The 24,886-nt window shown below is 59.5% G+C and carries 22 protein-coding genes and 2 pseudogenes; 11 read left to right on the top strand and 13 right to left on the bottom strand.

Annotation, left to right across the window (positions count from 1 at the left end):
* Positions 1 to 149: 149 nt before the first annotated feature.
* The 6 genes and pseudogenes from AC0V8S_RS38955 to AC0V8S_RS38980 form a co-directional block, all read right to left on the bottom strand.
* A complete protein-coding gene (locus AC0V8S_RS38955) occupies positions 150 to 635 on the bottom strand; it encodes a bifunctional hydroxymethylpyrimidine kinase/phosphomethylpyrimidine kinase (RefSeq protein WP_475438942.1) in 486 nt (161 codons plus the stop codon).
* Entirely contained in the window at positions 625 to 912 is a 288-nt protein-coding gene (locus AC0V8S_RS38960; protein WP_475438943.1) for a bifunctional hydroxymethylpyrimidine kinase/phosphomethylpyrimidine kinase, read from the bottom strand. The genes AC0V8S_RS38955 and AC0V8S_RS38960 overlap by 11 nt, the downstream gene beginning before the upstream one ends.
* Positions 903 to 1,508: a thiamine phosphate synthase gene (locus tag AC0V8S_RS38965; RefSeq protein ID WP_475438944.1), complete on the bottom strand. Its 606-nt coding sequence runs from the start codon at positions 1,506 to 1,508 to the stop codon at positions 903 to 905. Before AC0V8S_RS38965 ends, AC0V8S_RS38960 begins: the two co-directional genes overlap by 10 nt.
* Positions 1,505 to 2,068 (bottom strand): annotated as a pseudogene (locus AC0V8S_RS38970) (beta/alpha barrel domain-containing protein); the annotation flags it as partial. The pseudogene AC0V8S_RS38970 and the gene AC0V8S_RS38965, both read right to left, overlap by 4 nt.
* Positions 2,069 to 2,122: 54 nt before the next feature.
* Positions 2,123 to 2,824 (bottom strand): IS6 family transposase, encoded by a 702-nt coding sequence (locus AC0V8S_RS38975; protein WP_475438945.1) that lies wholly within the window; start codon positions 2,822 to 2,824, stop codon positions 2,123 to 2,125.
* A 58-nt stretch (positions 2,825 to 2,882) separates the two neighbouring features.
* Positions 2,883 to 3,812, bottom strand: a complete 930-nt coding sequence (locus AC0V8S_RS38980; RefSeq protein ID WP_475438946.1) for a LysR substrate-binding domain-containing protein — start codon at positions 3,810 to 3,812, stop codon at positions 2,883 to 2,885.
* A gap of 1,137 nt (positions 3,813 to 4,949) precedes the next feature.
* Here AC0V8S_RS38980 and AC0V8S_RS38985 point away from each other — a divergent pair.
* On the top strand, positions 4,950 to 5,381 hold the full coding sequence (locus AC0V8S_RS38985) for a hypothetical protein (RefSeq protein ID WP_475438947.1): 432 nt from the start codon (positions 4,950 to 4,952) through the stop codon (positions 5,379 to 5,381).
* A 544-nt stretch (positions 5,382 to 5,925) separates the two neighbouring features.
* Here AC0V8S_RS38985 and AC0V8S_RS38990 read toward each other — a convergent pair.
* Positions 5,926 to 6,231, bottom strand: coding sequence for a hypothetical protein (locus tag AC0V8S_RS38990; protein ID WP_475438948.1), 306 nt, complete (start codon positions 6,229 to 6,231; stop codon positions 5,926 to 5,928).
* Between the two features lie 377 nt (positions 6,232 to 6,608).
* On the opposite strand from AC0V8S_RS38990, the gene AC0V8S_RS38995 reads away from it, so the two are divergent.
* The 3 genes from AC0V8S_RS38995 to AC0V8S_RS39005 all read left to right on the top strand — a co-directional run bounded on the left by AC0V8S_RS38995 (position 6,609) and on the right by AC0V8S_RS39005 (position 9,180).
* Positions 6,609 to 8,507 carry an autotransporter assembly complex protein TamA gene (locus tag AC0V8S_RS38995; RefSeq protein WP_475438949.1) on the top strand — a complete coding sequence of 633 codons (1,899 nt, stop codon included), beginning with the start codon at positions 6,609 to 6,611 and terminating at the stop codon, positions 8,505 to 8,507.
* Between the two features lie 3 nt (positions 8,508 to 8,510).
* On the top strand, positions 8,511 to 8,642 hold the full coding sequence (locus tag AC0V8S_RS39000; RefSeq protein WP_475438950.1) for a hypothetical protein: 132 nt from the start codon (positions 8,511 to 8,513) through the stop codon (positions 8,640 to 8,642).
* A 307-nt stretch (positions 8,643 to 8,949) separates the two neighbouring features.
* Positions 8,950 to 9,180 (top strand): hypothetical protein, encoded by a 231-nt coding sequence (locus AC0V8S_RS39005; RefSeq protein WP_475438951.1) that lies wholly within the window; start codon positions 8,950 to 8,952, stop codon positions 9,178 to 9,180.
* A gap of 376 nt (positions 9,181 to 9,556) precedes the next feature.
* Here AC0V8S_RS39005 and AC0V8S_RS39010 read toward each other — a convergent pair whose 3' ends face one another.
* The 6 genes and pseudogenes from AC0V8S_RS39010 to sctI all read right to left on the bottom strand — a co-directional run bounded on the left by AC0V8S_RS39010 (position 9,557) and on the right by sctI (position 14,148).
* Positions 9,557 to 10,228, bottom strand: coding sequence for a type III secretion protein (locus tag AC0V8S_RS39010; protein ID WP_258599084.1), 672 nt, complete (start codon positions 10,226 to 10,228; stop codon positions 9,557 to 9,559).
* Positions 10,225 to 11,489: pseudogene (gene sctN / locus AC0V8S_RS39015) on the bottom strand (type III secretion system ATPase SctN). Before sctN ends, AC0V8S_RS39010 begins: the two are co-directional and overlap by 4 nt.
* 101 nt (positions 11,490 to 11,590) lie before the next feature.
* Positions 11,591 to 12,247: a FliH/SctL family protein gene (locus AC0V8S_RS39020; RefSeq protein WP_183465861.1), complete on the bottom strand. Its 657-nt coding sequence runs from the start codon at positions 12,245 to 12,247 to the stop codon at positions 11,591 to 11,593.
* Positions 12,226 to 12,897 carry a hypothetical protein gene (locus tag AC0V8S_RS39025; protein WP_475438952.1) on the bottom strand — a complete coding sequence of 224 codons (672 nt, stop codon included), beginning with the start codon at positions 12,895 to 12,897 and terminating at the stop codon, positions 12,226 to 12,228. The genes AC0V8S_RS39020 and AC0V8S_RS39025 overlap by 22 nt, the downstream gene beginning before the upstream one ends.
* A gap of 61 nt (positions 12,898 to 12,958) precedes the next feature.
* Complete coding sequence (sctJ, locus tag AC0V8S_RS39030) at positions 12,959 to 13,732, bottom strand: type III secretion system inner membrane ring lipoprotein SctJ (RefSeq protein ID WP_258598870.1); 774 nt, start codon at positions 13,730 to 13,732, stop codon at positions 12,959 to 12,961.
* Positions 13,729 to 14,148 (bottom strand): type III secretion system inner rod subunit SctI, encoded by a 420-nt coding sequence (gene sctI / locus AC0V8S_RS39035; protein ID WP_183455422.1) that lies wholly within the window; start codon positions 14,146 to 14,148, stop codon positions 13,729 to 13,731. Before sctI ends, sctJ begins: the two co-directional genes overlap by 4 nt.
* Before the next feature lie 921 nt (positions 14,149 to 15,069).
* Here sctI and AC0V8S_RS39040 point away from each other — a divergent pair.
* From AC0V8S_RS39040 to AC0V8S_RS39070, 7 genes are all read left to right on the top strand, one after another.
* Entirely contained in the window at positions 15,070 to 15,855 is a 786-nt protein-coding gene (locus AC0V8S_RS39040) for a hypothetical protein (protein ID WP_475438953.1), read from the top strand.
* Positions 15,856 to 15,859: 4 nt separating this feature from the next.
* On the top strand, positions 15,860 to 16,396 hold the full coding sequence (locus tag AC0V8S_RS39045) for a SycD/LcrH family type III secretion system chaperone (RefSeq protein ID WP_183455424.1): 537 nt from the start codon (positions 15,860 to 15,862) through the stop codon (positions 16,394 to 16,396).
* A gap of 7 nt (positions 16,397 to 16,403) precedes the next feature.
* A complete protein-coding gene (gene sctE, locus AC0V8S_RS39050) occupies positions 16,404 to 17,408 on the top strand; it encodes a type III secretion system translocon subunit SseC family protein (protein ID WP_475438954.1) in 1,005 nt (334 codons plus the stop codon).
* A 48-nt stretch (positions 17,409 to 17,456) separates the two neighbouring features.
* Entirely contained in the window at positions 17,457 to 18,572 is a 1,116-nt protein-coding gene (locus AC0V8S_RS39055; protein ID WP_258598874.1) for a hypothetical protein, read from the top strand.
* A 41-nt stretch (positions 18,573 to 18,613) separates the two neighbouring features.
* Positions 18,614 to 19,144 (top strand): hypothetical protein, encoded by a 531-nt coding sequence (locus tag AC0V8S_RS39060; protein WP_183455427.1) that lies wholly within the window; start codon positions 18,614 to 18,616, stop codon positions 19,142 to 19,144.
* A gap of 82 nt (positions 19,145 to 19,226) precedes the next feature.
* Positions 19,227 to 21,317: a secretin N-terminal domain-containing protein gene (locus AC0V8S_RS39065; protein ID WP_475438955.1), complete on the top strand. Its 2,091-nt coding sequence runs from the start codon at positions 19,227 to 19,229 to the stop codon at positions 21,315 to 21,317.
* A gap of 1,812 nt (positions 21,318 to 23,129) precedes the next feature.
* On the top strand, positions 23,130 to 24,809 hold the full coding sequence (locus AC0V8S_RS39070; RefSeq protein ID WP_475438956.1) for an alpha,alpha-trehalose-phosphate synthase (UDP-forming): 1,680 nt from the start codon (positions 23,130 to 23,132) through the stop codon (positions 24,807 to 24,809).
* Positions 24,810 to 24,886 lie beyond the last annotated feature (77 nt).

Raw genomic sequence — 24,886 nt, forward strand, 5'->3', positions numbered from 1 at the left:
TTAGGCTGAAGACTTCTCAGCGGACCGTGAAAAAAGGAAACGCGAGTTCTTCCGCTCCTTCAGAGGCCCCTCGAACTCGCTTTCTTTGGAGAAGGGAGATCGCTCGTCAGACGCTCCCATGTGGTGGTCGGCAAACCGCCGCAAAACGGTCACTCGCTGTTTTCGGCTGCATGTTTCCGGAGCTTCTCGAACACGAACAGCTTGCCTTCGCGCACGCTATCTTGAAGCGATCTCGCATTGGCCAGATGCGCCGCAATCGCGCTGGCAAGCATGCAACCCGTCCCGCGCATCGATGAGATCAGGCGCGGTGTGTCGAAGCGGATTGGTTCTTGATCGAAGCGCAACAGAACATCGGTTGATCGATGTCCCGATGCGTGGCCGCCCTTGATCAGCAGGGCCTGCGCTGCAGCGTTCAGCAATTCCTGGCCTTGCAACACTGCGCCGTCCTCATCCACCGCCAGTTCCGAGCCAACAAGGAGCGCCAACTCGATGAGATTGGGTGTGACAATACAGCAAAGTGGCATCAGATCGCGCTTCATGACGGCGATGGCGCCGGCTTCCAGAAGCGTCCGGCCTGATGTCGACGCCAGCACCGGGTCCAGTATTGCCGGCACGTGCGGATTTTCACGCAGCACTGTGGCAACGGCCACGATGATCTCGGCCGTTGCCGATCTTGATGGCCGCCACCTTGTTGGCCTGCAGCGCCGCCCGCATCTGATCGGCCACCAGACTCGGTGACGAATGACTGATTTCCATGACGGCTTTGTGCGTCTGCACCGTCAGCGCAGAGACGGCAAGGCAGGTGCGCACGCCAATGGAAGCGATCGTCTCGATGTCGCGCGCAATTCCAGCCCCACCGCTGGAGTCCGACCCACCAACGACAAGCACATGGGGTTCTCGCTTCAGCGCCATGGATCCGTCTTTTCGATCCATTCCCGCGTGCGCAGTTCGGGATCCGCATTCAATGTGATGTCGGTGACCACCGCCGCGCTGTCGGCACCAGCTGCGAAGACACCGTCGAGACGGTCAGGGTTGAGGCCACCAATGGCAACCAATGGGATCGGCGCGACCCGGCGCTTCCATTCGCCGATCCGTTCGACCCCTTGCGGGCGCCATTTCATCTTCTTCAGGATGGTCGGGTAAATGGGGCCGAGCGCGATATAGTCCGGTTCGGCTGCGAGGGCTGTTTCCAGTTCGGCGTGATCGTGGGTCGAAAGTCCGAGCTTCAATCCGGCGTACTTGATCGCCAGCAGGTCGGCCGCGGCCAAATCCTCGTGGCCGAGATGGACCAAGTCGCAGCCTTTTTCAATGGCGAGCCGCCAATAGTCGTTGACGATCAGTTGGCAGCCATGGACCGCGCAGACGTCGTTCGCGCGGCGGATTTCCGTCCGCAGAGTGGCCTCGTCGCTATCCTTGATGCGCAGCTGCACCAGCTTGACGCCGAGCGGCACCAGATGTTCGATCCAGGCAGCGCTGTCGACGATCAGGTAGAACGGATCGAGCTTCATGAAAAAACTGCCCTGCCAATTGTCGGCGTCGATGGCACGGCGACGTCCCGCGGTTCGAGCATTCCCGAACGAAAAGCTTCACGGCCGGCTTCGACCGCCTTGCCGAACGCACGCGCCATGCCGGCCGGATCGGCCGCCCTCGCGACCGCCGTGTTCAGGAGCACGGCGTCAAAGCCGAGTTCCATAACGGTAGCCGCGTGCGACGGCCGTCCGAGCCCAGCGTCCACAATCAGCGGGACGCCTGGGAAATGGCCGCGCATCGAGCGCAGCGCCATGATGTTGACCGGCCCAAGCGCCGAACCGATCGGTGCGCACCACGGCATCAAGACCTTGCAGCCCGCCCCAAGCAGCCGCTCGGCGACAACAAGGTCGTCGGTGGTGTGCGGGAATACCGTAAAACCGTCCTCGCACAGGATGCGGGCGGCTTCGACCAGGCCGAACACGTCCGGTTGTAGCGTGTCGTGGTTGCCAATCACTTCGAGCTTGATCCAGCTCGTACCGAAGACCTCACGCGCCATTTTCGCGGTCGTGACCGCTTCCTTGACGGAGTGGCAGCCAGCAGGGCGTTGTCACGTTGTTTGAAATGTGGCCGCGTGAGGCCGACACCGCGCTTTTCAGGCAGGCCGTGCACTCACGGCTTCCCACGCGGCCATTGCCTGGCGTCGATGGGTTCGAATTTGTGCTGCGGAGCGGTTGGTCTGGGATGGGACGAAGAGATTTCGGACGGCGGAGAAGATCGACACGAAATGCTGCAATGAGCCGACCGACCGGAAACCCTGTCGCGTTCGTTCCCGTTTTCGGAACGGCAGATGAGAATTCTCCGCCCGGTTGTTCAAGCCTTTATGCGAGCGGTGTTCCTTCGGCATGAGCTGGCGTTTGGCCGCCCCGTAGGAGCGCAGTTTGTCGGTGATCATACGCTTTGGCGGCAGACCCTGCTTCTTCAGAAGTCGCGTCAGCAGGCGCCTGGCGCCCTTGGTGTTGCGACGCGTCTGGACAATCTCGTCGAGCACATATCCGTCCTGATCAACCGCTCTCCACAACCAGCATTTCTGACCGTTGATGCGCACCGCGACTTCATCCAGATGCCAGACATCGTCTTTCGTCGGCGACTTACGGCGTATGCGGCGCGCATAATCAGGGCCGTGCTTTCGGCACCATCGGCGGATGGTCTCGTAGGAAACGACGATCCCGCGATCGAGCAGCATTTCCTCGACATCGCGCAGGCTCAGATTGAAGCGGAAGTAGAGCCAGACAGCACGGGCCACGATTTCGATCGGATAGCGGTGGTTCTTGTAGGTCGGTGCACTCACGGTCATGGGCGCGCTGCTACCTCAATTTCCTTACCCCTCAATCAATGTGACAGCACCCTCGCAACTACTGAGTTGGGACGCGCTCCCATTCGGGGGGGCACGCTTCGCTAAGGTGCTTTTCTAGCTGCGCGCCGAGCAAGGCACTTGCCGCCTCGGCGGCGGAGGTGAGCGGCATGTGGGCGGATGAGATGAGGCATACTGTCAGATGAATCGGTGGATCGATGACGACAGGCCTCAGAGCTTCGTAGCCTGGAACGTCTGAGAAATCCCCCTTGGGAACGATCGCGCTTGCTACGCCGGCTTTGACCAAGGAGAGCACGCTGCAGAACGTGTCGACCTCCGCGACGCAGTTCGGTATCACTTCGGCCGCTCCAAACGCCCGGTCCAGTGCGACGCGGATCGTATGCGGCTGTGCTGGCAGCACAAGAGGAAGTCCCGCCAGCTCTTCGAGGGACACTGAGGTCGCCACATTTTCCGCATTGGCAGGCCGGACCAGATAGAGGCGTTGGCGGAACAGCGGCTTGCGGGAAACACCATGGGTGGGTGTGTCCTCGAAGACCAGGCAAACGTCAAGCTCGTGCGATTCGATGAGCGAGCTAATGCGGAGAAAGTCACCGGTCACCAAGCGCAGGGTCACTTTGGGGAGTGCTGTCCTGCAGGCGCCAGCTAAGGGGCCAGCGAGGGAGACCGCGAGCGACGAAGAAATACCGAGCCCCACTGAACCTTCTGGCTCTCCCCCGGTGGAGCGAACGATGCCGCGCAGTTGCTCTACCCGCTGCAAGATGGAGACGGCCTCCCGATAGAAGATCTTGCCCACTTGGGTCGGGCAAACGCCGCGTGCGCTCCGGTGCAACAGGGTGGCGCCGAGCGTGGCTTCAAGGCCAGCGATCTGTTGGCTGAGGGCCGGCTGGGCCACATGAATGGTGGCCGCTGCCCGGCAGAAGCTCCCTGCATCGACGATGCTCACGAAATATCTGAGGTGGCGTAGTTGCATGGGATAGCCTTGTCAAGGTTGAATAGAGCTAGATTACGCCTGTTGCCGCTTGTGGCAGTAGGTTTCCAAATAGGCCGAGAGGACCCATTTTGATGGGCTCTGAATCGCGAGCGAGCCTCTGCTTTGCGATGCGGCGGGCTCCGTACTTCGCAAGGAGAATTTGATCGCCGCCCTCAAGCGCGCATGAAGAGTTTTGCTCGGCCGGCTCGCCTCGCCGCTGGGCCGCTACCGGTCCACCGTCGGAAAGACGCGCATTCCAAGGCCGCAGCGACAACGAGCGGCCGCAGCTCTTCGTCTTCTATGAGGACACCGAACTCGTACTCCCTCCACTTGCGCCAATACCCGCGCAGAGCGCGTCCGATCACGAGCAGAGTCCGGCCTCCGGCAGTCCAAGCCTGGTGAACGAGCCTGATTCACCTCGCATGCCTGTCGCCGCGCCATCAACGCGCTTGGCCTCATCATCTGGTTCGAGGGGGTGGTCAGGTGCAAGGCGTTCGGCTCAAGAAAGCGACGCACATCAATGCCTGCAGACTGATCTGTGATTGTCCCTTGCTCGATGCTTGGGGCCGACACAGTCGGACGTCGCTTCAACATGACTCTGAGGGACAGCCACGTTCCTGGCTACAGAGGGGCGCTGGCTCAATAGGGGGGCTCTAGAGGAACTCAGGATAAGGTTCTTGGTCGAGTTCTGCCTGAATGCTGATTTCATAATCACGCCTCTGTTCGAAGTTTACGGACAGCACCAATCGCAGGAAGCCAGGCGGAACGGCGTAGGCGAAGCATTCACTCACGACGCCACTTGGTGGACTGGAACTTCTGCAACTAACTTTGTCGTGCTGCGATAAAGCACAGCGCAAAATCCAGGCCACTTTGCGCCGCTGTTCGTCGCGACGTCCAAGCCCGATATCCGCTGCAGCCCGGAGGGCCTAAGCGGCAAGGGGCTCTATCTGACCTCGTTGCACGCTTGCCGCGCATGCCGGATCGGGCGGATGGGAGCGATGGACAGGTCTTCTCGGGGGAAATCATCAACCGACTAGGAAAACGGACGGTCCGAGCCTCTTCGCGGGGAAAGGTTCCGCTCCTGGGCAATGCCGCGCCGCTTCACATCTGGCATCTATTTCTTCGCTCGAAGCAGACATGCCGAATGTCGACAATCCGCCAATTTGTTGGGAAGGCAACCAGCGCCCACCGAAAGAAGAGGATCGCAGCCGTGGCCAGTGCCGAAATCCGCATCGAGGTATGCCGGGAATGCTGAGATCAAATCGATCGCTCAAGTGGCGCGTTTTTTGCTTGGAAGCATCTGATGATGAAGACGATCCTACACATATCAGGCTGTGCATAATGCAGGTTGTTTCTGGCGGTTTGAAATTCGCCACCACAGTGCACAACCGACAGAATGTTGAATTGTTCGGGGCCGGCTGGAACTGGCGGCTTTTGAACCGGCTTCCTCCGACAGGGCAGCTCGCCTCGTTGCCGACAAATCAATTTATCCGTCGAGGGCAAGATCAACCAGCTCAAGCTGGCGACCAGATGATCTCAGTTTGTTGGTCGATAGGAGGTGAATTATGACGGGCATTGACGAGCGTGGCAAGGCGCCCATGGCGATATTTAGCGCCATCGAAGGTGATATCACGGATGATTCTCCCGCCCTACCGGCTGTTGGGGTTGAAGGACCCGGACAATCATCCCGTTCTGTTGTAGCGCACACACGCTCTGAGCCTCAAGCGTCAAGCGTTTCCTCCTCTCGCCGCATGCGGCACACCAGTGTCCTTGATTTGCAGCAGGAGCTACTCTGTCAGATTGCTGAGCGGCTCAGCCCGACCGATCTTCTGAGCATGTCGCAGACGAATCAACAGATGTACCACGCCACTACGGCAATCTGGATGCCTCAAGAAGGGAGTGAAAGGGCTATCCGGGCTCAGGCTATCTGGAACAGGTTGACGCAAGACCGCCCTGGCGTCGAGGATCGCCTTGCCCCGCTTCTGTATGGGGGCGTGATCCAATCACTCGCGGCCAACTTCAATTACCTCACCTGGGCGCAGCAGGAGAGCTCCTGCAGCGTCTCATCCTCCTCACCGAGACGCTTGAGGACCCCGACAATCGCGTCACAGCCTTATGGGGCTTCGGAGTAGGCATGGCAGGGCTTGCCCCCGAGCTCCAGCAGCGCCTCGTCGTCCTCGCCGAAGGACTTGACGACGACGCCGAGCTTTGCGCCTCGGCCCTGGAGAGCCTCGGAGCGGGTGTGGCCGGGCTGGACCCCGTCCTCCAACAGCGTGTTGTCGTCCTCGCCGAGGGACTTGAGGGGGCCGAGCATCGCGCCTCGGCCTTGCAGGGCCTCGGAGCGGGTGTGGCGGGGCTTGCGCCCGAGCTCCAGGAACGTCTCGTCGTCCTCGCGGAGGGACTTGAAAACGCCAGGCATCGCGGCTCGGCCCTGATGGGCCTTGGTGCGGGTCTGAGAGGGCTTGCCCCGACCTTCAGCAACGTCTCGTCGTCCTGGCCGAAGGCATTGACGACCCCGAGGGTCGCGTCTCAGCCCTATGGGGCTTCGGAGCGGGTATCGGAGGGCTTGCCCTCGAGCTGCAGCAGCGTCTCGTCGTCCTGGCCGAAGGCATCGGCGACCCCGAGAATCGTGGCAGGGCTCTCAAAGCCTTCGGGACAGGCGTGGCGGCACTTCCGCGCGAGCTACGAGGGCGCATCGCGGCTCTTGCCGACGGACTTGCCCAGCCGCAGCATCGGGCTCCCGCCTTGGCAGGACTATTGCCTAGGTTGTGCTAAATGCCCGTGTATGGAAGGCAGATGTCAGTGGGTAGCGCCCCAGGCGGCGCGCTATTGCACGCCCTGCTTTTGGCCGTGGTCTGCTCGACCGCGCTGGCCGCGCAATCAAGGTCCGCAGCCGCGTTCGAGCTGTTCGGCCTCAAGCTGTGGGCGCCATCCAGCGACGAGGACGCCGACACCGTCGATCCACTGCGCTACACGGTGACCATCGAGGCGCCCGACGCCGACGAGGACATCGCCGAGAAGCTCGAAAACGCCTCGGCGCTGAAAGACGACGAAGAACGTCCAGTCTCTGGTTCGCTCGGCCTGCTGGCCAAGGCCCGTGGCGACCGCGACCAGCTTGTCGCCGCACTTTACGCGGACGCCCGCTACGAGGGCGTCGTCACCATCACCATCGAAGGCAAGCCGCTCGACGATTTGCCGCCCGACGCCGAATTTTCGGGTCCGCAGCCGATTCCGGTGGTGATCAACATTGCGGCCGGGCCGAAATTCACGCTTGGCGACATCAGGCTGGAGGGCGATGCGGCGGGGCTGATGAGTGCCGATTATGGTTTGATATCGGGCGGCGACGCTAGTTCGGGCGCAGTCCTCGAAGCTGAGGCGCTGATAGTGCGGACGCTTAAGGAGCGGGGCATGCCGCTCGCTGAGGTCACCGACCGGCAGATCGTCGCCAACCACACCACCTCGACGCTCGACGTGACGCTGACCGTGGCCGCCGGGCCGGCTGCCGGCTACGGCAACACCACGGTCGAAGGCACCGAAAAGGTCGACCGCAATTTCGCCGAATACATGACCGGCCTGAAGCGCGGCCGCCAATATTCGCCGGAAGAGGTCGACGAGGCGCGTGACCGGCTGCTCGCGCTGGAAGTCTTCAACAGCGTGACGCTGAAGGAGGCCGAGAGTCTCGATGCCGACGGCAACATCCCGATCGGCGTCGAAGTGAGCGATCGCAAGCCGCGCTATTTCGGTCTAGGCGGAACCTTCTCTAACACCGATAGCCTGGACCTGAAAGGCTATTGGGGCCACCGCAATCTGTTCGGCCGTGCCGAAAAACTGCGCATCGAGGGCGCAATCAGCGGTATCGGCAGCAAGCCGAGCGAGCTCAACTACAATGCCGGCATCATGTCCGAGAAGATGATCGGGCCGGCGTCAAAGTTTTTCGCCGGCGTCAAGACCGTGCTCGAGCACCCTGACGCCTATGAGCATTTCTCGGTCAAGGGCAACACCGGTCTGTCTTATGAACTCGACAAGCAACAGACGGTTTCCGCGGAAGTCGCGCTCGACTATTCGGAGATCACCGATCCTTTCGGCGAGCACAAATATCTGATCGCCAGCATTCCGCTCCAATATGTCTACGACGACAGAGACAACCGGCTGAACCCAACCAGCGGATTCCGGGTACTGACCTCTGCCGATCCCAGCCGCGACATCATGAGCGGCGGGGCCTTCCTCCTACTGACGGGGGAGGGATCGGCCTATCAGTCGCTGGATTCAGCCTCGAAGTTCGTGCTGGCCGAAAGGGTCGCGGTTGGTTCTATCGTCCGCACCGGGTTTCAGAATGTGCCGGCCAACCGGCGCTTCTATTCCGGCGGTGGTGGTTCGGTGCGCGGCTACGGCTATAAGGGCATAGGCCCGAAGGACTTCACCGGCCAGCCTATCGGCGGCCTATCCTTCTTCGAAACCTCGCTCGAGATGCGGATCGCCGTCACCGACAAGATCGGCATCGTGCCCTTCGTCGATGCCGGTACGGTATCGAATATGTCGGTTCCCAACTTTTCCGACGTCAAGGTCGGCGCCGGTGTCGGCCTGCGCTATTTCACGCCATTCGGGCCGCTGCGCATCGATGCGGCGGTGCCGTTCAACCGGGGTCCCGATGACCCGCATTTCGGCATCTATGCCGGCATGGGACAGGCGTTCTGAGCGATGGAGATATTCAGGCGCATCCTTGGCATTGTCCTCTACTCGCTGCTCATCGAGGTAGGCGGAGCGATTGGGGCGCTCGTCGTCCTGGGCAGGAACGAGCATGGACAAGACAACCTCGCCGGCATCATTTAGCGCCTGACTTCGAGCGACGAACGCAAGATCACGGGCAGCGGCATCGACGGCATCTGCTCTGGAGCGTTCAGCGTCGACCATTCGTGCTAAGACCGCGAAGGCGCTTGGCTGGTGGCGCGCGAAGTGGCCATCCATTGGTGGCCGCTGGCGCTGCTGTCCAAGAGTTTCTGCGCTGATCGCATCGGGGCCGAGCGCATTCCAACTCGCAAGTCCGCCGTGGTCGGTACGCAGCCACCCACGCAGGGCGGCACCACGACGCTGCCGCTCCGTTTCCAACATGAGGCAGATCGACCAACGGAAAATGCCCTTGGCCAGCAACGAAGCCGCGCCGAGGACGGTCGAGGCGGTGCTCAACGTCGCCCGCCATGACGCAAAGCAAGCCAATGTCGATGCGAACGTCCATTTTGTCGGCGGACAGCAAGTTCGATATAATGCCAAGACGTCGGAGCTCGCCAACCTGCTCGATCTGCCAGATGAGGCTCCGCATCATCATTCGGGGACCGGGTCGGGCGAGGCGATCGGGGGCGATGTGGAATGAGCCGATGCTCCGCCAAACGCCGCTGGCTTCGCACGCGTGACATTCACACACGGTCACATGAGGTAACGTCGGCGGGGCAATCTTGCGTCCACCGGCCGGTTTACGCGAGGCCGGCCTCGCGATTGGTTTGGTGACTCCGATCGAAAGTGCGGAAGCTGTTGCGATCGTGCTCCGCGGCTCCTTTGAAGGTGGCGGCGAACACATCGCTCTGGGTGGTACGATACCCCCGAAGAAAGGTGGTCCTACGGGGCCCTCTTTAAACGGTCTGTGGAATGAGCCGAAGCCGTCACAGGCATCCGTCCCATGGGCTGCGACAGCCGGGGGCTATGCATATTGGCGCCGGTATTTTTTCGGGTGTCCCTTTCGTCCCGTTGGCTCAACGGCCGCCAGAAGTCGTCTCGCTTGTGTCAGCCTCGACATGGCCCCTCTCGACGTCCGTTAGGATGGCGCAGCCGAGAACCGACCAAAATCGCTTTCCGGGATCCGCGCAATCGCGGTCCGTGAATTCTGACAACGAATGGCCGCTCCACATCGGATGCAGGTTCACCGACACATTATCGTCTTGCTCCCTGCCTAAACGAGTCTGCCTCTGGGCGAAATCCTCCGATTCCAAATCCGCTGAGCGCTCTTCCTCGAGGGTGGCGTCGGAGCGCAGGGCTCGAACGAGACTCTCGAATTTGCTAACCCCGCGCCCTGCCTCACGCGCCGTGCCGTACGCCTCCTCACGTGCCTGCCGAGCTAAGTCGGTTTGTGCCCTTGCCTGTTCGAGGTGCTGTTGGAGTAGCTGTTCGTGTTGACGCAGCGAGATCATCTTCGCATTCACCTCGTCAAGATCAATGAGCGCGGCGGCTTCCCCGATCAAAGGGTCGTATAGCGCGGCTTCGCGAGCGGGAAGGTCTTCGCGCCATCTACGAAGGTCCGTCAAGGCGGTTCCGACAGCCGCGACAGCATTGTCGAGAGTCGTGTGCCTCAGGCGCAGTGCATCTTCGGCGCGGCGGCGCCGCATTTTCTTCAATTCGAGAAGGCGGTCCACGGGGTTGGGAGTCATGCCAGACACGCGGCAAGCTCATCGAGCATTGCGTCGAAGCCGATCTGCTCATTTGTCGACTGTCGCAAGAACCTTCGCACCTGGTCTATCTTGGCGATCGCTGCATCGACGAGCGGATCGGCTCCTTTCCTGTACTCGCCAACGCGTACCAACAGTTCCACCTCCTGGTATTTGGCCATCAGCTGCCGCAGGCTGCCCGCCAACAATTCATGGTCTGACGACACGATAGCGCTCATGACGCGGCTCACACTGGCCAGAATGTCGATAGCGGGATAGTGGTTCGACATCGCCAAGGCGCGTGAGAGCACGATATGACCATCGAGGACAGATCGGGTTTCATCGGCCACCGGTTCGGCCATATCATCGCCCTCCACAAGCACGGTGTAGAAGGCCGTTATGGATCCAAGGTGGTTGTTCCCAGTGCGTTCCATAAGCCGCGGCAGTGAAGCAAAAACCGATGGCGGGAAACCACGCCGCGTCGGCGGCTCGCCGGCCGCAAGACCAATTTCCCTCAGTGCACGCGCGAAACGGGTCACCGAATCCATGAGAAGCAGCACACGCTTTCCTTGGTCGCGGTACCATTCGGCGATCGTCGTCGCGACGTAGGCCGCCTTGGCTCGCTCCGTTGCGGATCGGTCGGAACTGGCGACGACAAGAACGACTCTCGAACGCGCTTCTGCGTCGACGCTGTGTTCGATCAACTCCTGCACCTCCCGGCCACGCTCGCCGATTAGAGCTATCACGATCACGTCGACCGCTGCGCCACGCACCAGCATCGACATGAGGGTACTCTGCCCCCGCCCGCAGCGGCAAAGATGCCGATACGCTGTCCCTCGCCGCACGTTAGAAGACCATCAATCGCCCGGATGCCGACAGGAAGAACGTTGTCGATGATACGCCGGGTTAAGGGATCCGGTGCCTCCCTGTAGACGGGTACCCGGTCTTCCGGAAGCAAAGGCCCATTGGTGGATGTGTCCAGAGGTCGGCCGAAACCGTCGAGTACGCGGCCGAGCAAGTTCCAGCCGGTTGGTACCATGAGCGGCTTTCCCGTAGGGATCACTTCAGTGAGCGTGGAGAGGCCCTGCATTTCCCCTAGAGGTGTCAGTATAGCGACGTCGCACTGCACGCCAACCACTTCCGCCGACAGTTCGAAGTCGTTCCCCGGATTGCGAAGAGTGCAAAGGTCGCCGATGCGGGCGCCCGGCGCCATGGCACGGATAACCGTTCCAACGATCTGGAGGACACGGCCGCGGACGTGCATTGTCGAAGCCTGCGCAACTGCTCGTTTTGCGAGCTGGAAGAAACGATCGATGTTCTCGTGCTCGGGGGAAATAGCGTCCGTCGGCTCGGCTGGCTCGGACATCACCTTGGTGTTCCGACATCACTATGGTTTGGCTTTGCAGAGTCTAGTAGGGCGCTACGCAGGCCGCTTTCTATCGCCGCAAGCTGGCTCTCGATCGTGGCGTCGACCAGTCCGGCATCGGTCTCGAGAATGCATCCCGCATCCTTTACGCGCGCGTCGGCGATCAGGTCGACGACGGCGCGCGATGTCGCGGTCGGGAGGATCTCGTCTAACCGGTTGCGGACCGCCTCTAGGAGCGACGGTGCCACACGTACTCGGACGAGGGAGTTGTGGCCCGCGAATTTCAGACCGCGCATAGCGATCTGCACTGCCGCCTCCACCGGCTCGATAGTGTCGATGATGCGGCGCGCGATCTGCAGGCCCATGTCGATGATCTGTGCCTCATTCTGCGCCATAATGCGCAGAGAATCCGTGGCGATCGCGGTCAAACGGGCTTCGATTGCCGCTTGTGCTGCAGCCAGGCCAGCCTCTTTGGCCCTTACCTCGATCGCTCGGGCAGATCCGCGCGCCGCATCGATGAGCGCATTAGCTTCGCGCCGTGCCTGTGTAAGCACTTGCTCGGCATCTATCAGTGTCTGTGCGCTCCCGGCCGGCAAGATTCGCCCAGGGCCGAGGATACCGGCCGATGCAGGTGTCAGCTGAACCAATGCGACCATTGGGGCATCCTTTTACGGATCAGGCGCCGCATCGCATAAAATGCGTCCTCGCCAGCATTGTCGTCACGACATTTGTCCACCGCCGCCGCCCAGATTGGCGCGGGCCGGCGCAAGCCCAACCGAGTCCGCAGCATTTGCGGAATGTCACCAATCGCAAGACCGAACATCGCCGCGCCGCATTGAAGCAAAGCGCTGGGCGCTGACGGAATGTCAGAAACACCGAGCGCCGACATCAGTTCGGCAGTCGGCCGCGGCAGAAGTGCGGCTTGCGAAGCGAATGCGACGGCTTCTTCACCGAGGTTAGCGCGAGCGGCCACGATTTCGCTCGTCCGAAGAAGTCTTGTAAGGCCGGATGCACCCACCCAGGCGCCGGCCAGGCGCATAAGGCGCACGGCGTCTGGAGCCGGGAGGAACGCGAGCCGGCTTCGTCGCGCGGCGCCAGCGAAAATGATTGCGGACGGTTCATCCCTTTGGCCACGAAGGAGCCAGCACCCAAGCTTAACACGAGTGAACGGGTCCGTGTGAGCACTATCCAGCAGCATCCATTCGGGCCAACCATGCACCATTGTGAAATCGAGATCAGCGGCAGGATCGGCAATGCAGTACATCACGGCCCTCGCCCACGGTGCTTCAAGCCATTCATCCGACATCGCGTCTGATCTTCCGGTGATCACTGCTGAATTGTTCGATACGATTAATCTCACTGAGCCGCTATCCAGATGTCTGACGGGGGCGACGCCATAGCAGGAACGCGAGGACGCCATTGCCGATTAGCAATACCGCTATGCCGCATACAAGCCCGATCACCAGATGGGGTGGTGCGCTACTATGTTGTGACGTGACAACGGGCGTTCTATCGACGGAACGCAATGCATTATCCTGGCTTGCCTCTACGAGGACGACGGAGACCCTTTCATAGGATAGGCCTGCCAAGCTGTTTGCGACGAGCTCCTTGATTTTTGGTACCATCTGATCGACCGTAGTGCCGGGTGTGTAACGGACAAGCACAGCAGCGCTCGAGGGGAAGGACGGTCGTCGATCGTCACTCGCCTCTTCGGGTGACACCACATGGACCCGGGCATTGAGCACGCCATCGAAGATGGACAGGGTCCGCGACAGCTCCTGTGTGATGCCATAAATGTAACGCACACGCTCTTCTGTCGGGGATGAGATCATGCCTTCATTCTTGAAAAGACTGCCCATATCGGCGTAGGGGTCGTGAGGCAGTCCGGCGCCGTTCAACACTTCCATGGCAGGGGGAACATCCCTAATATCTACTGACAACGAGGCAGTGCCGCTGTTGTCTGTCGTTTTTTCGGCATAGATGCCTTGACTCATGAGTAGTGCGAGCATTTCGTTCGCTTCGTGCGCCGGAAGATCGCGATACAGCTCGAGCTTCGATTCGCAGCTCCCCAGCGTCAACAACAAGAGAAGTGTCGCCAGCCGCTTCAAGACAAAGTCATGCCATCCGTCAGCGTAGATCATTGGTTTCTCAGGAAATTGTCCAGGCTCTGCGTGGCCTTTCCGACCACCTTTGCCAACATGTCGCACTCCAGGGACAAAGCTGAGAGCGCGAGCTGTGCGTTCAGCCAGTCGCCTGAGTGGATTTCTTCCATGCCCGCTGTGCTATGAGCGGCTTCCACGGCGTGGGTAAAGCTGGCGCTTAGCTTCTCCATGCTGCTGAGGATGGCGTCTCCCGGTGTCCGGGCGACGCCAGATCCGCGCGCCACCTCGGTCGACTCATCGATTGCATCGGTCGCTGACTGGTCGTGGTGTGGCGACAACTCGGATCGATGGAATTCGGCACGAAAGGCGTCAAGGGATTCAGTCGGTAACTCCGATACAAATGCAGCGTCCGTTGGCAAAACAGACGTCACCGCGAGTGGGCTGATGCTGCTCACCAGATGTCCCTCTCTACAGCATGTCCCACCGAGTGCTTGCCAAAAGCGGCGACGAGTCCATCGACATCAGGATCTCCACCCGGAACCCGTCTGAGTACAGCATCGCGCTCGCTGAGCCGTCCGGCAAGATGGAGAGCCAGCGCCTTGAACGCTAACCCGTATGCATCATTACTATCCGAAAGCGGACGAAGCTGCTCCAGCGCTGCCTCAATATCCCCTACCGTCAGATCCGCAACGGCGTGAGCGATAACGGACTCCCTACTGCCCGGCGCAAGAGCGCTAAGTCCTTTCGCAATCCGTCTTGCCCGCACTACGTCGTTCGAGATGCAAGCCAAGAATGCCGCTTCGGCAAGTTTTCGCCGTAAGCCGCCCCCGATCTCAGTGCTACTCTCGGATGATACAGATGTACACCAAGGAGACATCGTATATCGAACTCCCTTTCTCCGCCGTTTGCGCGCATTTCCGGTGACTATTCCATCGGGCTACGGACCGTTCTGACCTGCCTGAACCTCTTCATCGCTCCCGAACACGGCTCCTTAACTTACATCCGGGACGGCCAATCAATACGGTGGCGGCCACTTCGATAAAGGGTTTGCCAACTGGTAAGCACGCATAAGAATCATATTCTTACCGCTTATGTTGTTCCGTACAACTCCACGCACAAATACAAATTACATATGCAACCATAGTTTCTTCCTATGGCACTGAACGGGACAGCGTGCTCCTCATCCATCACATTTCTCCGCTGCCATCGCGCGATCTTATGTATGCATATTGTTATAATATTGGTCGTTCTGTGAACCTTGAGCTATTGAATACTACTGCTGCATCTATGGTGATCCATCGGTGGGAACTGGGGCGCAAACGCCATCAAGTCACTGACGGTAAAGTTCTCACCTTGAGCAAGAAGGGAATGAGGGCGTGACGCCAACATCGACAGAGCATGTCATGTCAGTGGCCTTGGGGCACTTGTTGAAGAGTTCAGATCGTTTTTCCGCCTCGTCCGTGGGTGTGGCGCGTGTTGAGCTTGCCGTCGACGATGTTGGGATCGTTCTTGAGGCGACAGGCCTACGATCGGCGCGACTAATCAGCAGGATTGCAAAGACACTGCCGGACAATGAAGGGGAGATCCGTGAATTGCTCGGAGAGAACCTGCTTTACTGTGTTTCCGCCCAGGTGGCGCTCTGTGCTGATGGAGGCGGTGCTCTGCTCCTGTGGGCTGACATTGATAATGTCGATGGCGATCGGACGGTTGTAAGAGAACAAATGACGTCATTCTGTAATGCGGTTATTTATTGGGATGGAATCTCCCGTCGGCATCGCAGCGTTAAGCAGTCGCTGCTCTCCAGGGATCAAAACTTCGCCCGCGACCTCGATGTTCATTGGCGCAATGCCTGCGATCCCGCGGATCAACGTACGGATGGCAAAGATGTCGATAGGACGCTGGAGAGTGCGCGGCAAACGATCACGCAGGTGGAGAGCTTCTTGAGAGAAGGTCAGGAGCAGTTCGGTCGGCAAGCTGAGCTCTTCGGCGACTATGCCATCACCGACGATGTCATTTCCGCGTTCGTTGAGGCTCAAGACGAGGGTTTTCGGCAAGCTTACACATGTGAGCGGCAGGCGGTGCTGAGGGACGTCATGACTCCCATGTCCAATCAGCTGCCGGTACGTGGGCCGCGCGTCAAGCCCATGCGGCAGAGGGTCTAAGGCGGTGACGCAGAAGGTAGAGGAGCCAGTAACGGGCGGTGGCGAAGTGGACACTTCTGAGGCTGGACGGCTGGCACGGCTTACGGAAGAGATCATCGGAGGGCGTACGGATTTGGCGGCTGTCATTGGGATCACGGATGACGAACTCGATGCGGTCTACGCGCTCGGCCATCGTTTCTATTCCGCCGGTAGATACGGCGAGGCGCTGAGCTTCTTTCGTTTCCTGTGCATACACCGGTACATCGACCCGAGATTTTGGTTCGGATTCGGTGCTGCCAGTCAAATGTTGGGCGATTCAGCAAATGCCGTGCGTGCCTACGGACTGGCTGCGCTGCTGAACGACGAGGATCCGCAGATCCCGCTTCGCGCTGCGAAATGTCTCATCAAGCTCGATCAGCCGGCGGCAGCCGTGAGCGCGCTTGAGAGCGTTTTGGCGCTTAGCGGCGGGAACCCTGAGCATAGAGCTTTCGCTCAGCACGCGTCGCTGATGCTGCGCCAGCTTAGGCCCGAATCAGCATGTGAAAGAGGCAGCGATGCATAACGTAAGCATGACGGAAGCGATCGGTGGAATGCTACTTAAAGCCGGGGTGCTAACTCAGGTCGACGCTCCCCTCAGCAATTTTTCGGCTGGTTTTAGCAAGTCGGGCGCTGAATTTGCGCTACCACCGGTCTCTGGCGGCGCTCCGGCGTCGGATGCGGTCCCAACGCTACCCCCACCACGGGCTTTTGATGCGATGGAACTGGCTGCGAAGTTTCTAGCCCTCAAGATGAAGATGGCCGACGGCCAGGCTGCCGCGGGTATGGAGGATATACGGCACCGGGGTGAACTGCAGAAGCAGCAGAACGAGAAAATCGCCCGAAACATTATCGACGCGGCGGAGAAGTTGAGGGAAGCGAAGAAGAGTTCGAGCGCCGCGAGGATATTTGGATGGATTGCGGTCGCGCTGTCGGTGGTAGCGGCGGTGGTCACCGGCGGGATTTTCGCCTTTTCGGCCGCAGCAGTGGCAGTGGCAGTGGGGACCCTGACCGAGACGGGGGTCATCGAAAGGATGACGCAGGCCATTGCGAAGAGCCTCATCGAAGACCAGGGGATGGCGGAGGATTACGCCGTGATTTGGGCCTCTATCATTACGGCTCTCATCATCCTTGCTTCTTCGGCGGCATGCATGGTGGGTGCCGGTGCCGTGTCTGGTGGGTGGAATGCGGTGACGAGCATTGCCACGAAGATCACAAGCCAGGGCGATAAGCTGGCGAAGATTGCTAATGTAAGTCAGCGGCTTGCGACAGCGGCTCTGGCGGGCGAAGGTACTGCTTCGGCAGCCGAGTTCTGCGCAGGGCTCGTGAGCGGAATCTTCAAGTATCAGGCGACGAACGCCCGGGTGGAGACGCTGGATATCAGGAAATTCCTCGGCAGGCTGGCCCAACTTCAAGAGGACGAAATGGCGCGCATCCAGGAATTGGTTGTCGGCATCAAGACCATGACGCAAAGAGTTGCCGATGCCATCGAGGCGCAGTGTCGATCCGCGTCAACCGTCATACGGCATATCGGCTGACGAGCGATAATAGCTGTCCAGACCTACCAGAACGCTAGGAGAGTATGCATGCTACACACTGTCGTACAAGCAAACGACAGTCGCGGCCCTCGTCTGCCGGGCGGGGATTTGGATGAACATTGGCCCTTTTTGCCTATGTCCGCGACGTCTAATGGCATGGGTGTGAGGTACGGCGAACTGATAACAACACCGGCCGATCTTTTCAAGTTGGCATCGGCCGGTTCGCCAACGCTGGCAGACATCGTCGTCCAAAACAAGGGTGCCGAAACCGGTCTGGGAGCACGGCTCGCCTCGGTCGATATATATGCAGTTGGTGCGTTGCTGCACAGCCTCAGTCTGAAGTTGCGGGAATCTGCAAGACTGGACCGGCAGGCCGCGCGTGACTGCGATATTGCCGCACAGGAAGCTGCTGCCAAGGCGCTTCGCGCTTCTGGGATATGTGAACTGGTCGGCACGCTCCTAACCTCGGCCTTCGCGATAGCCGGTGCGGGCGTCAGTATTATGGGCGCGAGCAAAGCACAGACTCGCTTCGATGCGAAGCTCAGCGGTTTGAACGGACCGGGTTTTCGGGCCGCAGAGCCATCTCCGAAGGCCAGCCAACCGCCCGCCGTTGACCAGAATAGGATCTACAGAGCGCTTCGCGCTTCTGGGATACGTGAGCTGGTCGGCACGCTCCTAACCTCCGCCTTCGCGATAGCCGGTGCGCGCGTGAGCACTAAGGGCGCGAGCAAAGCACGGACTCGCCTCGATGCGAAGCTCAGCGGTTCAAAGGAAGCGAGTTTCCGGGCTGACCTGCAGCAGCCTGAACCGAAGCTGGTCCCAGAGCCATCCCTACAGGCTAGCCAGCCGCCCCCCGTTGACCTGACTAGGATCTACAAAGCCCAGCAAGTCGCCCACGAGACGACCATGATCTGGAGCGGCCTCGCCACGGGCATGAACGAGGTCGGTAAGATCCCAGGTGCCGCATTCAAAATGGGGGCAACCGGTGAGCAGGAGAAAAAGGCAAAGCTGGAAGCGGAGGGTACCAAGATGCGCTCTCGCGCCGACGACGAGAGTGAATTCAAGTTAGCGTATGAAAAGATGATCCAGGATGTTCTGGAAAAGCTTTCCGAAGTGAGACGCGCGGACGCTGACACGAGGAGCAAGATCGTCAACATGGGGTGAGAGCAGGAACAAGGTAATCTGCGCAGGAAAGGCCAGTGGCAATGTCAAACGTGATCCCCCCAAATCAACTTTCTCGCGATGCGTCCAATATCCCCCGGGCCGGGGGCGACTTGAGCGCGTTGGCACTGCTAGTCCAGATAGAACGGTTTAGTCTTCTTGAGGATCAAGTTAGAGATGAATTCGACGACATGCAGAAGCGGAACGATTGGCTAAAGACCGCGAACTCCGCTCTGGCCGCGCTACGCGCTAACCGGCCTGACGACAAGGGAATACGGTCGTATGGCGAGTTTGTGGACGCGCACGGCGAGACCCAGAATACCCATCAGTGGATGCTCGCGAACGGCATCGCTATCGAGCAGAAAGCAGGCGATACCTCCGGTGTTCAGTCGGATTTCGATGCCGCTATCTCCAACCTGAAGGCGCGCATCGATACCGAAAATAGCGAATCGCAGATGGCGCTCATTCGCCTGCAGTCTCTATTGGACAAAGTAAATCGGTGCGTTGAACTCGCGACCAACTTGGTGGCCAAGGATGGCAAGGCCAAGGAGAACATCATCGCCAATATCAGGTAATGAGCGGATTGGTTGCCGAGGCGGACAGGATAAAAATCCCCGGTTCGCGAATCTAAGCTGAGAGAGCGGGGTGTGTGTACTGATGGCCATTACTGGCAGGGATACTGCATTACTTTGTCTCTCCTGCTTACTATTACCTCTATGGGGGTGCTACGGCGGTGGTACGATTGCCGAGCGTGGGATTTTGCTGAATTCGCCGTCCTTCGTCCCGTCCGATTCCGCTCATGTGCGAGAAACTAGCGGGCCTCAGAGTCGAGGCTTTGAAGTGCCCGGGCAGAGGCCGGCGCAGCCAGTCGCAGCCACAGTGGAACGGAAGCTGCCGGTGGTATCGGATAGCAGGCGCGTAAGCCTCGACTATTCCAATGCGGACATCCGCCAAGTCGCGCAGGATGTCGTACGCGACGTTATGGGCATGCCCGTTACCATCGATCCTGGAGTTGGAGGGAAAATGACCCTTCATACAGCCCGCCAGGTGCCCGCGAGTGAGGTGCCACGGCTGCTCGATAAAGCACTGGCGCCGCATGGCTATGGACTGGCTGCAGGAGATCAAGGAGTTCGGGTAGGGCGCTTGGTCGACCTCGCCGGCGGCGTGCAGAGCAACGTTCAAGTTATTCCTGTGCGGTATGTAGATCCGGCTGAGGTCATCGGGGTAATCCGACCGAACTTGGAGGAGGGTGTGCATCTTACGCCAGCGCCCGGAGGGAGGGGGATTGTTGTCAGTGGGCCGCCCGGATCCGTGAGTTCTGTGCGGGAACTGGTCGGCCTTTTTGACACCGACGCTATGCTTCACAAGTCATTCGCGCTGTATAAGCTGTCTCGAGCGAGCCCGGCCGACATTGAGCGAGAACTCAGTTTGCTGTTTACGAAGAATGGCCAGGACAGAGTCCTTGTCCAATTTGCGGCGTTAGAGCGACTGAATGGTATCCTTGTTGTGGCAGAAGATTCTGCAGCTCTCAAGCAGGTCCGCCGAGCGATCATCAAACTGGATAGTTCGTCGGAGGCGACGGCTAACATTCACGTGCGCCCACTGCTGTACCGGCGGGCTTCGGAAATGGCCCAGGTGCTGGCGCAAACGTTCGGCGCTGACGCGATCAGTGCCGTCTCGCGTGCACAGCCTGCGGGAAGGTTCGGGAACCTATCCGTGGGAAGTGGCGCATCCAATCAAGCAAGCCTGCCGGTAAATGTGCCAGGGTTGCCGGCCGAAATGCCCGATTCGAATGTCCCAAGTACACATCCGGTGGACGAAAGGGGGATGTCACCGAACCGCCTTGGCCTCTCGGCGCCGGTGCGTATCCAGGCGGACCAAGGACAGAACGCGCTGGTAGTGCTGGCAGCACCGCACGACTACAACATCGTGGAGGCCGCGATCCGTCAGCTCGACGTCAAGCCTCGACAGGTTCTCATCCAAGCCATCATCGCCGAGGTGCGGCTGAACGATAGTCTGCGCTACGGGGTGGACTATCTTCTCTCCACCAGGAGCTTGGGAGCAGTTCCAAATGGTTTGTCGTATGTGTTTCCCAGCACGGACGTCAACATCGTGTTACATGGGTTAAGCGCGCTTGGGGAGGTTAAGGTTGTATCGGCTCCTCGCATTCTGGCGGTCGACAATCAAACCGCCACGATCCAGGTGGGCGATCAGGTCCCGATCCTCGTCCGATCATCGCAATCTAACATAAGCGAAAACTCACCCATCGTGAGCGATGTCGAGATGCGCGACACAGGGGTGATCTTGGCTGTTACGCCCAGAATTGGTGCCGGTGGTAGTATAACACTCGACACGTTTCAGGAGGTCAGCACCGGCAACAGGAACACGCTTACCAATGTTCAATCCCCGGTGATTTCGGTGCGCCGCCTCCAGAGTACCGTATCGATGCGAAACGGCGACACGATCGCTATCGGCGGATTGATGCAAGATAGCACTAACCAAGCCAATTCCGGGGTTCCTGTGCTGAAGGACATTCCGCTTTTAGGGGGACTGTTCCGCAGCACGGAATACGGCAAGGAACGGACTGAGCTCTTGATATTGCTCAACCCCCGCGTGGTTGACAGTGACGCCGACGCAAGAGCGCTGACGCAGGAGTTGCGTGAAAAGTTCGAGTTGCTGGCCCCCGACCTGGGCCGCCGGCTAACGCCGGCAGCTCAGCCGCAACGGCCGGTCCCAAGGCGACGGTGAAATGGGAGCAGCTGACCAACCGGCGGTGGTTTTTCTCACTGGCTCGGCTGCGGATTGGGGCGCGGGCTGTCCATGGGTCGCTCAACTCTGTGCTGCAGGGGTCGCTATGCGAGGCGAAGCCGCCGCGTCCTCTCAACGGAAATGCGCGCGTTCGACTCCCGGGCAGATCGACTACTTCAAATGGCTAAACTTTTATGCCGTGTTGCCGCAACTGATTTGGTGCAAGTGTAATGCGCCAAAAACAAGGTCTCGGCTAACCACAAGTCGCTTCCGTTAGACTAGTCGCACGAGCATGTGGACACCCAAAGCGTGACAATTCGGAAGGAATGACCGTGGTCAATTGCATTCTCGTTTGTACTTGTTTTGGACTATGACGGGTATTGGTCGACTTGGCAGCTCGTACAGTTGGCAAGTCAGAGTCAGCGGCGCGGAGGACACAGCTGGGCCCCGCGATCCTGCCTCTCGAGAAGGTGGCCCACAGTTCAATTCGCTCATGGATCGGACGCGCTCGGACCTTGAAACTCCAGAGGGTGGACCCGTTCGCACCGGTAATATCCTGCACGACGCGTCTCCCGATCCCTCTGTTGGCGCACGTGGGAGGCGGCGTGGTTTGCGCAGGGAGGAAAGCTGCTCGCATTTCGGAGACAAACCCTGGCACGGCGATCAGGCGGCCGAGGGCTCGCAATCGGTCGTGCGCCCGCCCCAGCGACACGATCGTGGCGCACTCAATCGGGAAGAAGGCTCCTCGCGCTCCGGTGACGAGCATTGGCGCGGCGATCGGACGGCCGTAGCCGCGCCGAGTGTCCATGCAAGCTTTGAGCGACCTGCTCCACGCTATTCAGACGAGCTTCTTGCCGCACTAAGAGCAATTTATCAAGCGGGCAACATCTGTGGATTCTCGACAGAGGTAGTAAAGTGTTCCAACCGCCTGCGGATGCCGGATAAAACTACGTTTCTACAAAAGGCCGCCGTCGATTTTGACAGCAAATACCTCTTGCGGTTGGAGGACGATATCGTCGCGGGGCGGTCATGGGGATACGCCACCACATGCAACGCGGTGAGCAAGGATGCGGGAGGGCAGGCGGGAATAGAAGCTTGCAGGGCCCTTGCTGCTCGGATATCGGGGCTCGATCTCGCGCTGATGAGGCAGATCGAACCCAAAGCGCACTCACTCCTCGCATTGTCATTCGGTCGGGACCCATTGTCGACGAAATGTCGCGACGGAACGATCAGAATCGCTCAAATCTGTCACCAACAAAGCGGAGTACTTGGTGAGCTGAGTGGTCAAGATCTGTCGTTACGGGCAAATGGTTTCAGCAAGTGGCCGGAAGAGGCGCACTGTCGCCAAGCCACAGCCGCAATCGCAAATGAGATCGTTCGCCGCGGGACCCGGATCGCTGGGTTTATTCCGCAGGACCTATCGCATCTCGCAAATGGATTCAGCAACTGGCCCGAAGAGCCGAACATGCGTAGAGCTCGCCGTGGACGGGTCACGCAGGCACGTTTATTGCCGGAAGACCGCTACGGGGGAGCCAGGAGGGGGAGGCCACCCCGCAGATCGGGCGAGCCACTGATGCTGGTGCTCAACCCCGCAGCGATCCCGGTCCGTCGTCCTGCGTACGGGTGTAAAGCCCCGCTTGCGTATCAGGCAGGGGTGCTCGGCCGCTCATAGGGCCAATGAACGGGCCCATCATGGCACTCAGTCTCGTCAGCTTCTCGAAAGCTGACCTCCTAATGTGAGCTGAAAAGTCCGCGACTAGCAGCTGCAATCTCCAAGACTGCATCAACTCGAGATCTAGACGGAGATGTAAAATGGATAGAATCAATAACACTGTTTACGCGGCAGCCTCACCCATGCGGCATGCAGCCTTTGATCACCACCTGCGCGAGGCAGCACAGCACCCAGCGCCGGCATCCAGCGCAGATCCTTCCCCTTGTGTTGGCTCTACCCAGCATGAGGACCATCTCGGTGAGGCAGCCCAGCAACCAAAGCTTGTCGTCATCTCAAACCGCGTTTCGACATTTGACCCCCTGCAACCGAAGACGGGCGGCCTAGCCGCGGCCCTCGAGGCTGTCGTGGGATGTTTAGGCGCCCTCTGGATGGGGTCCTCGGGCAATTTGAGCGATGACAACGCCGCGACTGTGCAACTCATGCCACGTGGCGAGGGGCATGTGGCGAGGCTCGATCTGCCGAGCGCGCACTATCCTGGGTACTATGGAGGTTTTGCGAATTCGACATTGTGGCCGGCGTTTCACTCGCTGCCCGACCGAATTTCGGGTTCGCGGCAGCATTATGAAAGCTATTGCGAGATCAACGCCTTCATGGCTCGCGCGGCGTTCGACTTTAGGGATCGCGACGCATTCTGGGTGCATGATTATCACCTTATTCCGTTAGGCGCTGATCTGCATAGCCTCGGCATGGAGCGTCCGATCGGCTTCTTCCTACATACGCCATGGCCGGCGCCTGACATGGTGGAGCGAGTACCCAATCATCGTGAACTAATGCGATCGATGCTGGAGTACGATCTGCTCGGCTTTCAGACCAACTGTGATCTGAATAACTTCCTTGCCTGCCTACGTTCCCATCTTGGATTGGAGAGCAAGAACGGCATAGTGATCTCGGAGCGTGGTCGGACACGTTGCCAAAAATTTCCGATCGGTATCGATCCCAAGCAGTTCTCAGAATATGCTCCGAAGTCGCTCGTGGAGCACGAAAAGGATATCTCGGTTGTGCGGAAGAAGTGCGATGGCGCGAAGCTTGCCATCGCCGTTGATCGGCTCGACTATACTAAGGGTATTGACAACCGGATCGAGGCCTTCAATCAGGTGTTCGCAGCCGAGCCGCGTAGCATTTCGCTCTTACAGATCGCCTTGCCCTCACGCGCCGACGTCCAAGGCTATGGAGAGTATCAGGAGAATGTCGACAGGTTGGTCGCCCAGGTCAATAGCGAGCATCGCATCGGCGAATGGGAGCCGATTCAATATCAAAAGGAACCTTTCTCCCAAGCTAAACTCGCGGGTTATTACCGCGCCGCGCACGTCGGGGTAGTGACACCCTTGCGTGACGGCATGAATCTGGTAGCGAAAGAATATGTCGCTTCGCAAGATCCGAGCGATCCCGGCGTTCTGGTCTTATCGAAGTTTGCAGGTGCGGCCGAAGACTTCAATCACAACGAAGCGCTGGTGGTGGATCCGAACCGCCCTGACGAGATCGCGACCGCGATTTCCAAAGCGGCCAACATGCCATGCGAAGAGCGCGTCCAACGCTGGCGGGGGATGATGGATAAACTTGAAGCATATACGATCCACGATTGGTCGGCGGACTTCGTTCGGGAACTGGACAAAGGCCGGGTCACGGTGCCAGCGGATCACTTCCGACATCTCGGCTTCGGCTGGATCAACGAGGCGCAAATGCCCTTGTACAGAACCGGCTCCGAGTTGGACGCCGCGCTGAAGCGCGCAATGGATAGACATTGGGTCCTGCCGACGTGAGCGTTGCAGACCATGTGTCGTGTTGCCTCACCTAATTTTGTTACCGAGTGCCTCATCAGGAATGTTATTCGCCTTCA

The sequence above is a fragment of the Mesorhizobium oxytropidicola genome (assembly GCF_056174625.1).